Source organism: Burkholderia sp. Bp9143 (genome assembly GCF_003853645.1).
GTDB lineage: Bacteria > Pseudomonadota > Gammaproteobacteria > Burkholderiales > Burkholderiaceae > Burkholderia.
Genome location: NZ_QTPO01000050.1, coordinates 1 through 14,418, shown reverse-complemented (window position 1 = coordinate 14,418; position 14,418 = coordinate 1). Strand labels below are relative to the sequence as shown.

The 14,418-nt window shown below is 66.8% G+C and carries 14 protein-coding genes; 2 read left to right on the top strand and 12 right to left on the bottom strand.

All coding sequences use genetic code 11. The features are described 5' to 3' along the window. Position 1 precedes the first annotated feature (1 nt). From DIE23_RS30420 to DIE23_RS30375, 10 genes are all read right to left on the bottom strand, one after another. The gene (locus tag DIE23_RS30420) at positions 2-2,359 is read right to left on the bottom strand and encodes a type IV pilus secretin PilQ (protein ID WP_260436213.1); all 2,358 of its coding nucleotides are present in this window, start codon (positions 2,357-2,359) and stop codon (positions 2-4) included. Beyond that, positions 2,360-2,959: a hypothetical protein gene (locus tag DIE23_RS30415; RefSeq protein ID WP_124615503.1), complete on the bottom strand. Its 600-nt coding sequence runs from the start codon at positions 2,957-2,959 to the stop codon at positions 2,360-2,362. Beyond that, complete coding sequence (locus tag DIE23_RS30410; RefSeq protein WP_124615502.1) at positions 2,956-3,522, bottom strand: hypothetical protein; 567 nt, start codon at positions 3,520-3,522, stop codon at positions 2,956-2,958. Before DIE23_RS30410 ends, DIE23_RS30415 begins: the two co-directional genes overlap by 4 nt. Further along, entirely contained in the window at positions 3,519-4,049 is a 531-nt protein-coding gene (locus tag DIE23_RS30405) for a hypothetical protein (RefSeq protein ID WP_124615501.1), read from the bottom strand. Before DIE23_RS30405 ends, DIE23_RS30410 begins: the two co-directional genes overlap by 4 nt. Further along, positions 4,046-4,912, bottom strand: coding sequence for a hypothetical protein (locus tag DIE23_RS30400; protein ID WP_124615500.1), 867 nt, complete (start codon positions 4,910-4,912; stop codon positions 4,046-4,048). The genes DIE23_RS30405 and DIE23_RS30400 overlap by 4 nt, the downstream gene beginning before the upstream one ends. Further along, complete coding sequence (locus DIE23_RS30395) at positions 4,893-6,611, bottom strand: GspE/PulE family protein (protein ID WP_124615499.1); 1,719 nt, start codon at positions 6,609-6,611, stop codon at positions 4,893-4,895. Before DIE23_RS30395 ends, DIE23_RS30400 begins: the two co-directional genes overlap by 20 nt. A gap of 18 nt (positions 6,612-6,629) precedes the next feature. Then, the gene (locus DIE23_RS30390) at positions 6,630-7,832 is read right to left on the bottom strand and encodes a type II secretion system F family protein (RefSeq protein ID WP_124615498.1); all 1,203 of its coding nucleotides are present in this window, start codon (positions 7,830-7,832) and stop codon (positions 6,630-6,632) included. 48 nt (positions 7,833-7,880) lie between these two features. Beyond that, the gene (gene gspG / locus DIE23_RS30385; protein ID WP_185640619.1) at positions 7,881-8,297 is read right to left on the bottom strand and encodes a type II secretion system major pseudopilin GspG; all 417 of its coding nucleotides are present in this window, start codon (positions 8,295-8,297) and stop codon (positions 7,881-7,883) included. Between the two features lie 213 nt (positions 8,298-8,510). Beyond that, positions 8,511-9,185 carry a response regulator transcription factor gene (locus DIE23_RS30380; RefSeq protein WP_124615497.1) on the bottom strand — a complete coding sequence of 225 codons (675 nt, stop codon included), beginning with the start codon at positions 9,183-9,185 and terminating at the stop codon, positions 8,511-8,513. A 30-nt stretch (positions 9,186-9,215) separates the two neighbouring features. Next, positions 9,216-9,788: an SCO family protein gene (locus DIE23_RS30375; RefSeq protein ID WP_260436215.1), complete on the bottom strand. Its 573-nt coding sequence runs from the start codon at positions 9,786-9,788 to the stop codon at positions 9,216-9,218. 700 nt (positions 9,789-10,488) lie between these two features. Here DIE23_RS30375 and DIE23_RS30370 point away from each other — a divergent pair. Next, the gene (locus tag DIE23_RS30370) at positions 10,489-11,607 is read left to right on the top strand and encodes an ATP-binding protein (protein WP_124615496.1); all 1,119 of its coding nucleotides are present in this window, start codon (positions 10,489-10,491) and stop codon (positions 11,605-11,607) included. A gap of 13 nt (positions 11,608-11,620) precedes the next feature. Here DIE23_RS30370 and DIE23_RS30365 read toward each other — a convergent pair whose 3' ends face one another. Beyond that, on the bottom strand, positions 11,621-12,394 hold the full coding sequence (locus tag DIE23_RS30365; protein WP_124615495.1) for a response regulator transcription factor: 774 nt from the start codon (positions 12,392-12,394) through the stop codon (positions 11,621-11,623). A gap of 539 nt (positions 12,395-12,933) precedes the next feature. On the opposite strand from DIE23_RS30365, the gene DIE23_RS30360 reads away from it, so the two are divergent. After that, a complete protein-coding gene (locus DIE23_RS30360) occupies positions 12,934-13,557 on the top strand; it encodes a lytic transglycosylase domain-containing protein (RefSeq protein WP_124615542.1) in 624 nt (207 codons plus the stop codon). A 129-nt stretch (positions 13,558-13,686) separates the two neighbouring features. Here DIE23_RS30360 and DIE23_RS30355 read toward each other — a convergent pair whose 3' ends face one another. After that, positions 13,687-14,196 carry a DUF1269 domain-containing protein gene (locus DIE23_RS30355; protein ID WP_124615494.1) on the bottom strand — a complete coding sequence of 170 codons (510 nt, stop codon included), beginning with the start codon at positions 14,194-14,196 and terminating at the stop codon, positions 13,687-13,689. Positions 14,197-14,418: the final 222 nt, after the last annotated feature.

The window sequence follows — 14,418 nt, the reverse complement described above, 5'->3', positions numbered from 1 at the left end:
CTCACTTCCCGACCGGGCGAAGCGGGTTTTCGCTCGGGATATCGCCCGCCGGCATCTGCAGCGTCGCGGGCGCGGCGGCCGGTGCGGCGGCTGGTGCGTTGACCGCCGCGGCAGCCTGCTCGGCCGGCGCCGGCGACGCAACCGGCGTCACGGTCGTGCCCGGCGCGGGCGCCACTTCATTGCCCGCCGGCGCCGCCGCCTGCGCAGCACCGCCCGCCGGCTGCTCCGCCGCGGCGGCCCCGGTGGACGGCGCCGGCGACGCCGGCTGAGGCCTCGAGAAGCGCCCGCCGTAAGGGTCGGGCGGCGGCGTCGTGCGCGGGGCGGCCGGAAGTTGCCCGAACGCGCCGCTCCCCGGCGACGGCTGCGCACGGTTCGCCGCGGCCTCCAACGGCGACGGCGCCGCGCCACCCGACGTCCCGCCGCCCACGCTACCCGGCACGACCTTCGCCTCCGGCGCCGCAGGTGCCTCCTTCGCGTCCTTCGCGTCCTTCGCGTCCTTCCCCTCCTTCGCCTCCGGCGCCGCGGGCGCCTCCGCGTTCAGCGCCACCGGGTCGAGTCGCAACTGGTCGGCGTGCACGTTGACGTCGGTGCCCGACCACACTTCCTGCATGTCCGCATCCGCCGCCACTTGCGGCCGGATGACATGCGGCGTGATCTGCAGCACGATCTCGGTCTTCTTGTGATCGCCGCCGTGATCCGAGAACAGGCGGCCGAGCACCGGCAACTGACCAAGACCCGGCACCTTGTTCGCGTTGCGGCGGTCCTCGTCCGAAATCAGGCCGCCCATGATCTGCGTTTCGCCGTCCCGAAGCCGCAGGCTGGTCGACGCGCTGCGCGTGCCGATCTGATAGGCAAGCGAGCTCAGCCCCTGCGAGTTGCCGCTCGAGATCGTGTTGGTGATGTTGCTGACTTCGAGATTCAGCTTGATGCCGACGTCGCCGTCGCGATAGACCTGCGGCTCGACCTCGAGCTTGATGCCCACGTCGAGGTACTGGATCATCTGCGTAAACGACGGTCCACTGGTGCTCGGCGTGCTCGAACTCGAAATCACCGGCACCTTGTCGCCGATCATGATGCGCGCCTTTTCCTTGTTGCGCGCGCGGATGCGCGGACTCGCGAGCAGATTCGCGTCGGTATCGGTCAGCTTGAAATCCGCGGTGGCCGACAGGCCGCTGACGTTCAGCGCATTGACCGGCAGATGGTGCAGCGCCCCCCAGGTATCGACCGAGCTCGGCGTCGACACCGTAAACGAGTTGGGCCAATTGATGCCCAGTTGCGACATCCGGTCATGCGATACCTCCAGCACCTCGACCTCGAGCATCACCTCCGGCTCGGGCAAGTCCTGGGCGGCAATCATCTCCTCGGCGACCTTGATCGTGTCCGGCGTGCCGCGAATCGTCACCGTGTTCGCGCGCTCGTCGATCACGGCCTCCTTCACCTTCAACAGGCTCTTCAGCAGCGACTGGATCTGCTTCGCGTCGACGTTCGACAACTGGAACGTGCGCACCTTGAGCTCCTGGTATTCGAGCTCCTTGGCCGGCGTCGCCGGATAGATGAACAGCGTGTTCGCATTCATCTGCTTCTTGTCGAGCTGGTTCTGCAACAGGATCATGTCGACCGTGTCCTGCAGCGACGCGTTCTGCACGAAGATCGTCGTCTTCAGGTCGGCGCGCACGTCGCGATCGAAAATGACGTTCAGCCCGGACGTCCGCGACAATGCCTCGAACACCATCCGCACGTTCGCGTCGCGGAACTGCAGCGACACCGGCGTGCGCATGATCGACGACGCCGCGAGCTTGTCGTCGCGCTCCGCGTGTTGCTGGCGGCGCTTTTCGTCGAGTTCCGCCTGCATCCGCGTCGCCATCGCATTGGCCGGATCCTCGACCAGCACGCGATGCACGCGTTCGGCCGCCTGCGCGTACGAACCGCGCTTCATCATGCGGTCCGCCTCCTGCAGGATCGCGAGATGCTTGCGGTCCTGGTCGATCATCGTGCCGATCCGGCGCGCGCGCTCGCTGGTCGGATCGAGCTGCTTCGCCATGTAGACGGAGCGCGCCGCGTCGTCGAACGCGTTCTGCTGGCGAAACGTGTCCGCGTTGTCGAGCAGCTGGTCGACCGCGTCGTTGCGCTCGTGCAATGCGTCGATCCTCACCTGCGCGTTGGTCGGATCGTCCTGAAGGTTCGGCACATGCGCGCAGCCGCCGCATGCGAGCAGCGCCGCCGCGATCGCCAGCGCGCGCTTCGTCGCAAGCCGGTTCGGTGATGCCGGCCGCGCGTCGTCCGTCGCGACGGAACAATGGCGTATCGGCCGGCCGCCGTCCCCATCGCGGCACGCATCCCGTGTACGTATGGTTTCCATTTACTTTCCTTCCACTGGAATGGGCACCATCTGAATCTGGTTCAGCGGCAGATAGGTGAGCACCACGTTCGACTCGGACACCGACTCGACCCGATACTGGCTGTCGATCACGTCACCCGGCGAAACGATCAGCAACTGATCTCCGTTGCCGAGAAACACCTGCGGCTTCGCCGACCTGGCATCCTGCTGGCCGAGATAGACGAACGGTACGGGCGGCGCGGTCGGCGGCGCCGGACGCGTTTCGGGCGGCGGCGGCACGACGGGAGGCGGCGGCAACCATGACGACGCCGTGAATGGATCATGCGCCGCGTCGACGGACACGGGCGCACGCAATGCGGCGAGCCTTTCCCGCGGGGTCGCCGCCGCTTCATGCGACGCGGGTGCGGGCGCCGCGGCATGAGAGGCCGCCGCGATGCGCGCGCGTGCCGGCGCGGGCGCCACGCGCGCACTGTCGCGATGGACGATGCCGCTTGCGGCAGCCGGCGCCGGCTGCTGCATCGCCGCCACCAGCACGCGATATCCGGTACCGGCGACGACGAGGCAACCCAGCACGAGCGCGAGTCGAATGCGCGAAGCGGGTTTCGTGACGGCGGAGATCATGGCTGGGCGCTCCGATAGACGAGTTCGAAACGCACCCGCGCGTCGAGAATGCTGCTGCCCACCGCCGGACGCTCGACGTGGATCTCCTGCAACGCCGCGTTCGGCACGTTGTTCAGCACCGAGGCGAGAAAATGCCGGATCGCACCGTACTCATCCTTCACCGGCAGCAGCACCTGGTAGCGCGCGAAGCGCGCACCCGACTCGGTCGTCATCTGGTACTCGGCGGACCCGAGCGCCAGATGGCTGTCGCGCGCCTGCTCGAAGATCGATGCGATGTCGTCCGCGCTTTGCGAAAAGCGCGGGAAGAGCTCCGGCAACGTGTCGAGCGTCGCCACGTCCACAGCCGTGCCGCGCACGTCGGCCGGACGATGGCCGCGTGCGGCGCGCACCACGCCGAGCGGCGCCTGCATCGCGCGCGTGTCGGACTCCACGCTGGCGATCGCCGCGTACGTGATGCCCGCGGCACCGAGCATCAGTATCCCGGCGAGCCCGGGCAGACCGAATGCGCGCCGCCACGCGAAACGAAGCGTGAGCAGGCCGTCCGCGACACGATCGGCTTTCATGATTTCCTCCAGACGGCCGTGATCTGGAAACGCACCGGCTTGCCCGCCACGTTTTCCTCGACGAGATGACCGTTGAGCGTCGCCTCGCGCAGCATGACGCTCGTCTGCAAGTACTTCAGGTACGCGATCATCGCGTCCGGGTCCTTCGCTTCGGCCGTGATGCGAATCTGGCCCTGTGCCGGATTCTGGTCGATGCCGATCAGCGCGACGTCATGGCCCGGATAGTCCTCCACCAGCGAGAAGAGCGTCTGCCATGGCACGGTCAGTTCGCGCAGCACGGCCTGGCTCTGCTTTTCCGCGAGCCGCGCGGCCGCGGTCGGCGGCGGCTTCGCGACGTGTTGCTGCGCGAATGTGCGATGCTGGACGACCGCCAGACGCTCCCGGATGCGATCGTTTTCCGCATACGCATGCCAGAGCCGGACGGCGCACGCGCCCCACAGCAACGCGGCGACGCCGAGCAGGATCACGCCGCTCGTGCCGATGCGCGTGCGGCGCCGGCAAAAATCGATGTCGAGCGTGCGGATCATGATGCGTACTCCAGCAACCGGCACGCAGCTGAACCGTCGAGCGCCGCGCGGCGCGGCGGCACGACCGCGGCAAAACGCGCCTCGAACGGCGCGGCATCCGTGTCGACACCGGACAGATAGACCTTGCAGTCGTCGCGCTTCAGGCCCGTGCGCGTCGCCGAGCGCTCGAACAGTTGCTCGGCGAGTTCGGCAAGCCGCGACGCATCGCCGGACTCGCCCGGAAAGAGGCGCTGCGCATCGTACGCGGTCCACTCGCCGCGTTCGATCATCACAGCCTGCAGCAACGCTTCGCCGACGACGAGCAGCATCGCGTCGCCGTCCGACTTCACCGCGACCCGATTGAGCGTTTCCGGAAGCCCCGCGCGAAGGCAGCGGATGCGGACGTCGCCGGATGCGCTCGTCGCGAGAATGCCGTCGTACAGCGTGCGCGGCAGCGCGCTTGCAAAGAGCGCACGGCCGCCATGCCGGACGTCGAAGCGCGTGACCAGCGACTCGACGGCGACCCCGTACGTGTCCGAGAAATGCGCGAGCGCGATTTCCTCGAGTTCGCGTGCGTGCAGCGCGCGGAAATCGCCGCGCAGGATCGCATGGCAACACCAGAAATCGTCGAGCACGATGTGCGCGCCGCGCGCGGGCGGCCGCTTTGCGCCGCCGTCGCTGCCGGCCGTCGCGGCCAGCGCGGCACCCAGCGCGTCGAGCACCCCCGTCTCGCTCCCGAAGTGTGCGTCGGGAATGACGACGCTGAGCGGATCGGCGACGAACCCCTGCCGGCCCGGCCGCCACAGTGCGGGCGAGCGGATGCCGACGACGATCTCGCGCGTACCGACGCCGACAGCAAGCCGATCATTCGACCATGGTGACACGATTGATCTCCTCGAGCGTCGTTTCGCCGCGCTTCACCAGATCGATTGCCGACGCCCGCAACGTCGTCATGCCGTAGCGCAGCGCCGCCGCCTTGATGTGTCCGAGCGGCGAGCGCTCCGACAGCAGTTGTCGCAGCTCGTCGTTCATGCGCAGCGCCTCCGCGATCGCTCGCCGGCCGCGATAGCCGCTGCCGCGGCACATCGCACACCCGGTACCGCGGCGAAACAGGTAGCTGCCGGCCGTGTCCGGGTCGATACCCGAGCGAGCGAGCGCATCCGCGTCGACCGTGTCCTCGTCCAGGCAGTCCGGGCAGCACTGGCGCAGCAGTCGCTGCGCGATCACGCCGTTCAACGCCGATACGAAGCTGTACGGGTCGACCTCCATGTTGGTGAAACGGCCGATCACGTCGAACACGTTGTTCGCATGCACGGTGGTGAACACCTGGTGACCGGTCAGCGCGGCCTGCACGGCGATCTGCGCGGTTTCGGGATCGCGGATTTCGCCGACCATGATCTTGTCCGGATCGTGCCGCAGGATCGACCGCAATCCGCGCGCGAACGTCAGGCCCTTCGCCTCATTGACCGGAATCTGCAGGATCTCGCCCAGCTGGTATTCGACCGGATCCTCGATCGTCACGATCTTCTCGAGCCCGTTGTTGATTTCAGTGAGGATCGCGTAAAGCGTCGTGGTCTTGCCGCTGCCGGTGGGGCCGGTGACGAGCAGCATGCCGTACGGCATCGACGCGACCGACCGCATGAAGCACGTGTCGGCGGGCTGGAACCCCAGCGCCTCGAGCGTCAGGCCGCCCGACGCCTGTGAAAGCTGGTAGCGGTCGAGAATCCGCAACACCGCGTCCTCGCCGAACTGGTTCGGCATGATCGACACGCGAAAGTCGATCTCGCGTCCGGCGTACATCGCCTTGAAGCGCCCGTCCTGAGGAATGCGGCGCTCCGCGATATCGAGCTCGGAGATCACCTTCACGCGCGACAGCACCTGGTCCGCGACGTCGCGGCCCTCCACGCGCCCCACCACCGTCAGCACGCCATCGACCCGGCACTTGATCATCAATCCGTTCGCCCGGCATTCGAGGTGGATGTCGCTCGCCAGCATCTTGAGCGCGTCGTAGATCGTCGAATTGAGCAGACGCACCACCGGGCTGTCGTCGCTGCTGATGCCCTGCAGCGTCAGTGCGAGCGACGCCGGATCGGGCGCGCTCTCGATCGGATCGTCGAACGCGAGCGAATCCATCGCGCGGATGTCCTTCTCGCGCACGGCGAGATAGGCGCCCAGGTCGCCCGCGCTCGCGAGCGCCCATCCGTACGGCAGCGCCGGGTGCGCACGCATCCGGTGCTCGACCCAGCCGCGCGTGCGGGCATCGAGCGGATCGGCGATCGCGAACAGCAGCGCGCCGCAGTCGGGATCGCGCAGGCACACGCAGAGGCGTGCCGTCGCCTCGACGAACGGCACCAGCTCGAAATCCGGCTCCAGGCGGTTCAGTTCGCGGATGCCGATCGGCTTCATCCGGAATTGCGATGCGAGCCGCTCGCGCATCTCGTCCGCGCCCAGCGCCGTCTGCGCCGTCAACGCCTCGAGCGCGCGGATGCCGGAACCGTGCCGTTCGCCGAGCGTGCGAAGCAGGTCGCGCAGTTCGGCGTCCGCGTCGGGACGGTTGTCGGGGGAGGATGTGACGGTGTCCACGCGCGCCTCCAGGACGGCCTACTGAATGCTCGACGCGATCTCGAAGATCGGCATGTACATCAACACGACGATGCCGCCGATCACCACGCCGATCACGATCATCATCGCGGGCTCGATCAGGCGCGAAATCAGGTCGATCGTGCGCGATACCTGCGCTTCCTGAAACGCGGCGATCCGGTCGAGGACGGGGCCGAGCCCGCCGGTCTTCTCGGCCACCGTCAGCAGGCGGTAGCCGATCGCATTCGCGAGACCGGCCTGCTGGAACGCATCGGACATCTTCGCGCCGTTGCGGACCTGCTGCAGCGCGCGCGCAAGCGCGGCCTGGTCCGCGCGGCCGACCAGGCCGCGTGCGAGATCGAATGCGCGAATGGCGGGAATGCCGCCGTCGACCAGCATCGCCGTCGTGCGATAGAACTGCGACTGGCGAAACACGCGGAAGTGTTGCCCGATGCCGGGCAGCGCCAGCAGACGATCGGCGAGCCAGATTCGCAGTGCCGGACGCCGCAGCGCGATACCGGCGGCCACCGCCAGTACCGCGAGGCCTCCCGTCAGCTCGGCACCGTGCGCGTGCACCATGCCGCCCCACGCCATCAGCAGCCGCGACATCAGCGGCAGTTCGCGCCCGCTGTGTTCGAGCAGCGTCGCGAAGCGCGGCACCACGAAGCCGAGCAGGAACAGCACGACGGCCGCACCGACGAACAGCAGCACCGTCGGGTAGATCGCGGCCGACACGACCCGCGCGCGCAACTCGCGCAGCGTCGTGCTATTGAGCGAATAGCGCGTCAGGCTGTCGGCGAGGCCGCCGGTCTGCTCGCTCGCCCTCACGCACGCCACCAGCACCGGCGGAAAGATCGGGCTCGCGTGCTCGAGCGCCGTCGACAGCGACTGCCCTTCCTCGAGGTGGCGCAGCAGGTCGCGGCACACCTGTGCCGACGCTTCGCGCCGCGCGTTGCCGCCGAGCGTGCGCAATGCGTCGACGAGGCCGACACCCGCATCGAGCAGCGCCGCCAGCTCGCGCGCGAACATGTCGACGTCGAACCGTGCACCCGGCATCCCGAGCCGGTTCGCGCCGCGCCGCTGCCGCCCGGCGTCCGTGCTGACCGAGACGACGCGAAGGCCGCGCGCTCGCGCGAGCGACGCGGCGTTCGCCGGCGAATCGCTGTCGATGCGAAGCGTCTGTACCGAGCCGCTCGTATCGAATACCCGCAGCACGAATTTCACGTCGACTCTCCTTGCGGACTGCTCACGACGCGCGCGGCAGCCGCCCCCCTACCACGACGAGATCGTCACGTTCTCGCCGGTACCGCTGCCGCGTCCATCCTTGCCGAGCGAAAACAGGTCGTAGTCGCCGTGCTCGCCCGGTGAACGATACTGATAGGGCCGATCCCACGGATCCACCGGTACGGCCTTCTGCAGATAGGGGCCGCTCCACCGCGACTCGCTTTGCGGCTTGTTCACGAGCGCATCCAGCCCCTCCTCCGTCGTCGGATAGGCACCGACGTCGAGCCGGTATTGATCCAGCGCCTGGCCGAGCGACACGATCTGCGCACGCGCGATCTTCACGTTCGACTTGCCGACCTGTTCGAAATATCGCGGCGCGACGAGCCCCGCGAGCAAGCCGATGATGACCATCACGACGAGCAGCTCGAGCAACGTGAAGCCGCGGCTCGCGCACGCGCGGCACACGCGTCGTTCGTCACGCTGCCGCTGGCCCGGCCCGCCGGTCGGGATCGACGATTCATGGCTCACGGCTCCCTCCCTGTATCGACCCGCGGCGTCGGCACTGCCGATGCCGTTGACTGCATTCTTGTTCACGCCGGTACGCGTCAGAAGTAGGGAGTGCCGTCCATCCCCATGGGTAAATCCCCCCCAGTTGGGCCATGCCGCGATGGGGGGTGTTCACATACGGTCGTCGTCGTTCAGCGCGAGTACGCCGATGTCGATCGCGAAGTGGACCAGGCCGGTCAGGTTCGCGATGCCGAGCTTGCGCATGAGATTGGCACGGTGCTTGTCCACCGTTTTCGGACTGACCTTCAGGCACTCGCCGACCTGCCGGCTCGTGTGTCCCTCGACGACGAGGCGCAACACCGTGCGCTCGCGATTCGTCAGCGCATTCCACAATCGCGCCCTGTGCGCGTTCGCGTCGCGCAGCCCTTGCAGGCCGGCGCGGGCCCGATACGCGTCGAGGCTGACCACGCACTTGCCCTGCATCACGAAGCGCATCTCGCGAACCAGGTCGGCGAACGGCGAATCCTTGACCACGTACCCGTCCGCGCCGGCGGCAAACGCTTCCCTGACGTTGTCTTCGCTGCGATGAACCGTGAGGACGATGATTCGCGCATGCGGCACGTCGCGCTTGATCGTCGCGATCGCCTCGAAGCCGCTGCCGCCCGGCATGGACAGATCCATCAGGATCAGGTCGGGCCGCGTCTTCTCGGCGAGACGGCAGGCCTCGACCCCGCCGCTCGCCGCGCCGACGATGCAGTAGTCGGCCAGCTCGGCAACCAGATGACTCAGGCCGACTCGCAACAGATGCTGGTCCTCGACGATCAGCACACGATGCTTGTTGTCCAATTTCGACGCTCCCTTGCAGAGACGCGGCACCTAGTTGGACGCGACGACATCGCGATAGGCCGCGAGCAGTTCGGTCGGCGTCGCGAAGCCGTCGATACGCAGCCACGGCTGGCCCGGCGCGGCCCGCACGAACGTCACCGGCGTGTGGTTCATCTTGTCGCCGCGATACACGTTGAACGCGCGCTGCGCGGCAACGCTGGCGTCGACGGTACCCGTGTAGTGCTGCCATTCGGGGCCGGCGTCGAAGTGCGCCGCGTAGGTCCTGAGCCGCTCGGGCGTGTCCGCCTCCGGATCGATCGAGATCGACATGATGTGCACCTTGTCGCGGTCGACGCCGAGTTCGCCCTGCAGCTGTTCGAGCGTCTGGCTGATCATCGGGCAGATGGTCGTGCAACTGGTATAGATGAACGTCAGGATCACCGGCCGGCCGTCGTCGAGCTCCTTGGGCAGCGAGACGGCCTGACCGTCGTCGCGCACGAGCTGGACCGACGGCACCGCGTACTGGACCATCGTGTGCACGGTGCCCGGCATCACGGCGTGATGCATGTGCATGCCGGCGGCTTCGGTCGCACCCTCGGCCATGGGCGATTCGGTTTTGCTCACCGCGCTCTCGGTGGGTGCGGCCGGTGCGTGCTCCTTGGGGCTTTCGGTGGCGGGCTCCGTGGCGGGCTGCGTCGCCGGCTCGGTAGCGGGCTCCGTCGCGTGCTCCGCGGCGGGCTGCATCGCGGGCTCGGTAGCCGGCTCCATCGCGTGCTCCGCGGTGTGCGTCGCCGCGCTGTCGGCGGCACTCCCGTCGGCGCTGTCGGCGGCGTTCGTGACGGGATTTTCGACACCGTTCTGCATGTTCTTTTCCATCAGACTCTCGATGGCATCCGGCGCGGTATCCTGCGTGACGCTCGTGTTCGCGGCGGCGTTTTCCGCGGCCGCACCGCCGGCGTTCTCGATCGCGCTGCCATCGGGCGCACACCACGCGGGCGTCGCGGCAAGCGCGACGCCCGCGACCACGAGTGCGCCCATCGTCGATCTTCCGATCCTGTTCATACCAGCCTCCCTGACACGCGCCCTGGCAGCGGACAATTCCGTGCCCCGCCAATGCAGTGTCATGAATCCGATCGCGAGCGTCATGGGATGACGCCCCCCAAAGGTCGGTAGGACATGCCCGCTTGCCGGAATTCCCCACCGCACGCGGAAGGTATGTCCCTATGACGGACGCGCGAAATCCCCATGTTGCGGCCCGAGTCGGTCGCGTCCTAGAATGATCGAAAACTTACGGTTTCCTGAAAACTGCGCATCAGGAGCTGCCATGACTGAACGCCAGCCCGCAGGGCCACGGATCAGGTTGCTCGATCTGATCGATGCGATGCGCAAGCTGCGCAGTGCGCTTCGTCCCGACGATCGCCAGACCGCTGTCGTCACCGATGCACGTGGCGCGGCGCTCGCCATTCTCGCCGACGACGGCACCTTCGTATCGGTCAATCGCAGTGCCGCGGCGCTGTTCGGATATACGACCGCGGAACTCGTCGGCCGGCATCTATTCGATCTGGCGCCCGACGACGCCCACGCCGAGCTGGCAAACGATCTGTCCACGAGCGCCGCCCTTCAGCATCATTCGTTCACCGTGATGCTCAGCGGGCGAAGCGGCCATCCCGCGCGATTCGTCGTACATCAACAGGCGCTTCCCGACGCGCACCTGTCGCTGACGCTGTTCGAGGAACCGTCGACGCCCGAGCCCGAACGGCGCGGCGCCGCGGCGAACGATGCGGGCGTGCACGCCTGCCACACGTATCTGCTGATGGGCCAGCAGAAGGAACGACATCGGCTTGCCGCTGAATTGCACGACGGGCTCGGCCAGGCACTGACACTCATCAAGCTGATGAATGAGGACGCGCTCATGCGCATTCGCCGTGGCGAGATCGACGACGCGACGAATCTGCTCGACGTCGCCGTGTTGCGGATCCGCGAGACGATCGGCGAAGTGCGCCGGATCTGCGGCGAACTGAAGCCGCCCATGCTCGACAGGCTCGGGCTGCCGGCCGCGCTCGCCTCGCTGTGCCGCCGCATCGAGCGCGACGCGAACCAGCTGTCGGTCGAGTTCAATTGCGACGTCGACGACGACGACATTCCGGATCATCTGAAGGCGGACATGTTCCGGGTCGCGCAGGAGGCGCTGCACAACGTCGTCAAGCATGCACAGGCCACCGACATCGTGCTCGGCCTGCAACACGATGCGGGCGGCCTGCGGCTGACGATCGACGACAACGGTGTCGGCTACGAGCGTCACCCGCTTTCGACGGACGACGCGCGCGCGGCGGGGCTCGGATTGATCGGCATGCAGCACCGCATCGAGTCGCACGGCGGCACGTTCGCGATCCGGTCGTCCGCCACGACGGGTACGCACGTCTCGGCAACCTGGCCGCTCTGACGTACAGCCGCGCTCAGCACTTCGCGCTGCCTGCCGGATAGTCGTCCAGCCGCGCGACTGCGTCTGCCTCTCGGTCGACGACCGGGTGCGTCGGCACGTCATCCACGTTCGGTTCCGCGCATTTCGCCGCCAGCGTGGTCAACAGCCCCATGTTCATCGCGACGAGTACCAGTTCCGTCAGATTCGCGAGATGGAGCTTGTGCATCATGCTCGCCCGATACTTCTCGATCGTCTTCGGGCTCAGGTTCAGGTACTGGCCGACCTGCCGGTTGGTACGCCCTTCCGCGATCAGTTTCAGTACGCTGCGTTCGCGCGCGGTCAGGACGTCCCAGGCCTTTTTCGGCGCAGGCATTTCGCGACCGGTCACGAACGAGTCGACCATGTAGCCGTACACATCCGCACTCAGGTGCTTCTTCCCCTGCATGACCATGCGCATCGCGAGCAGCAATTCGTCAAACGAAACGTCCTTGAGCACGTAGCCGTCGACGCCCGCGCGCAGTGCCTCGCGCACGTATTCCTCGTTCTGATGCACCGTGAGCACGACGATCCGGATGGTCGGCGCTCGACGCTTGATCGTCGCGCTCGCATCGATGCCGTTCATCCCGCGCATCGACAGATCCATCAGGATCAGATCCGGCGCGAGCGTCATGGCTTGCTGGCATGCCTCCTTGCCGTCCCGCGCTTCTCCGACGACTTCATATTCGCCTTGTGCGCAAAGCATCGACCGGAGCCCGTTTCTCAGCAGATCGTGATCCTCTGCAATGATCACGCGATATTTAGTATTCACGACTTCCCCCAAGTTTTCCCGCGCTTGCACCACGTCGGACATCGATGCCCCGATTGCACGATTGCACGGTGCCGGACGCCTTTTTTTGATGCATTCCTCGGTCCGGTCTGGTGGCCCGTCTCGCGAGCGACTGGCCACGCCCGTGGTCCGAGCAAGGATCGCGCCACCGCGCTGCGCGCCAGCGCCCGCGCCGGGCACAGTCCTGCGACAACGTTGCGCAATGACGGGGATGTTTCAGGGTTGAATCGATTGGGTGTGCGCGTCGCATCCGTAGGACTACGGATGGCGGGACTATCCGATCGCTTCCGCAGCGCGGGAAATGGTTTCTTCTGCAACAACGGTTGCATTGAGCAGAAAACAACTGTTCCGCGTAAGGATCGTCAACTTCGCCGGATTACCTCCCGCTACCGTCGTTTACTTGTGTAACGGTTTTGCAGCGCCGCCGCGGGACGTCTCTTCCGGCATCGAAGTGTAGGAGGGTTCCCCATTGTCGATGCGATGACCCGGCCACGACAATGCAGATGCAGGAGGCCAGAAAGATGTACCGTTGCCGTTCATCCGGATTGTGCAAGACCGTCATTGCCGCATGCGTGGGATTCGGCTCGGCATGGTCATGCACCGCGCACGCGCAGATCTTCGGCACGGTGACGAGCAACGGGGTCATCGTCCTGACCAACGTGCCCGGCACGGTCAATCTGAAAGTGATCGTCGCGGCCGCCAGGCCGGCCGGATCGGCGACGAAGCGGGCCACGCCGAAACGGGCTGTCGCATCGTCGTTCTCGGACGTGATTGCCGAGGCGAGTCGGGCGTTCAATGTTCCGCCCGAACTCCTTCGCGCCGTGATCGACGTCGAATCGGGATACAACCCGAAGGCGGTATCGGACAAAGGCGCGCTCGGGCTCATGCAGTTGATGCCGGAAACGGCGCGGCGCTTCTCGGGCGGCGACATGTTCGATCCGCGTGACAACGTGCTGGCCGGCGCACGGTATCTGCGCTTCCTGCTCACCCTGTTCAAGGAGAACGTCGAGCTCACGCTCGCTGCCTACAATGCCGGAGAAAACGCCGTGATTCGGGCCGGGTATCGCATTCCGTCGCTGCCGCAGACGCGCGAATATGTGCCGCGCGTGCTCGCGCGCTACAAACGGCTGCTCGCCGCGAGTTGAAACACGCGAGACGCGCGGCGGCCTGCACGCGGCAACGCCGCCTGCGTCGTGCGCACGACGCATTGCCCGGCGCCATGAAGCGATGGCGTCCGGCAACGCGCGGCGGCCGGCGTTCGGCCGGCCGACGGTTCATGGAAAGGCCGGGACGGTCGGATCCTCTCCCTGCAGGTGCGCGTCCGTATGATGACGCCTGATCGCGTCCTCGATCTCGTGAACGCGGTCGGTCGGAACGTCGATCATCATCAGCAGTTCGCCGTGCTCGATGCCGTCCTCGAAGCGCTTCAGGCGCGTGCTGGGCATGTCGACGCCGATCATCGTCGCCACCCATGCACCGAAGGCCGCACCGAACAGCGTGATCGCCACGACGACGCCGCCGCCGATCGGCAAACCCGTGGGCGGGAACACCAGAAGGATCAGCCCCAGCAGCATGCCGGTTCCAAACCCGACCGCGGTGCCGCGCGCGAACGACGGCAGGAGGTCGCTGCGTTGCGCCAGCGTGGCTTCCGGCAAGCCGTCGCGCATGACATCGTGATTCGCGATGCAATGGATATGCCGCCACTCGATTCGGAGCGACAGCAGTTCGCCGACGACCGACTGCGCACAATGCGCCGTCGGCACTAGAAAATAGACACGTCTCATGGCAGCTCCTCCTACGTCACATCCGCGATGCGGCGATGCTCGTCAGGACATTGTGGTCCGGCACGCCTCCGGCTTGTAGTGGTAATGCCCGCCGAAGTGCATGGGTAGAACACGGTAGGAAACACTGCACGCGCTTCAGAGTTGTCCGTAGCTGTGCAGCCCGGACAGGAACATGTTGACGCCGAGGAACGCGAACGTCGTCACGAGCAGGCCCGTGAGCGC

Coding starts and splice junctions, on each gene's coding strand:
- DIE23_RS30415 (WP_124615503.1), bottom strand. CDS start 2,959: ATGATCTCCGCCGTCACGAAACCCGCTTCGCGCATTCGACTCGCGCTC.
- DIE23_RS30360 (WP_124615542.1), top strand. CDS start 12,934: ATGTACCGTTGCCGTTCATCCGGATTGTGCAAGACCGTCATTGCCGCA.
- DIE23_RS30410 (WP_124615502.1), bottom strand. CDS start 3,522: ATGAAAGCCGATCGTGTCGCGGACGGCCTGCTCACGCTTCGTTTCGCG.
- DIE23_RS30420 (WP_260436213.1), bottom strand. CDS start 2,359: ATGGAAACCATACGTACACGGGATGCGTGCCGCGATGGGGACGGCGGC.
- DIE23_RS30405 (WP_124615501.1), bottom strand. CDS start 4,049: ATGATCCGCACGCTCGACATCGATTTTTGCCGGCGCCGCACGCGCATC.
- DIE23_RS30370 (WP_124615496.1), top strand. CDS start 10,489: ATGACTGAACGCCAGCCCGCAGGGCCACGGATCAGGTTGCTCGATCTG.
- DIE23_RS30355 (WP_124615494.1), bottom strand. CDS start 14,196: ATGAGACGTGTCTATTTTCTAGTGCCGACGGCGCATTGTGCGCAGTCG.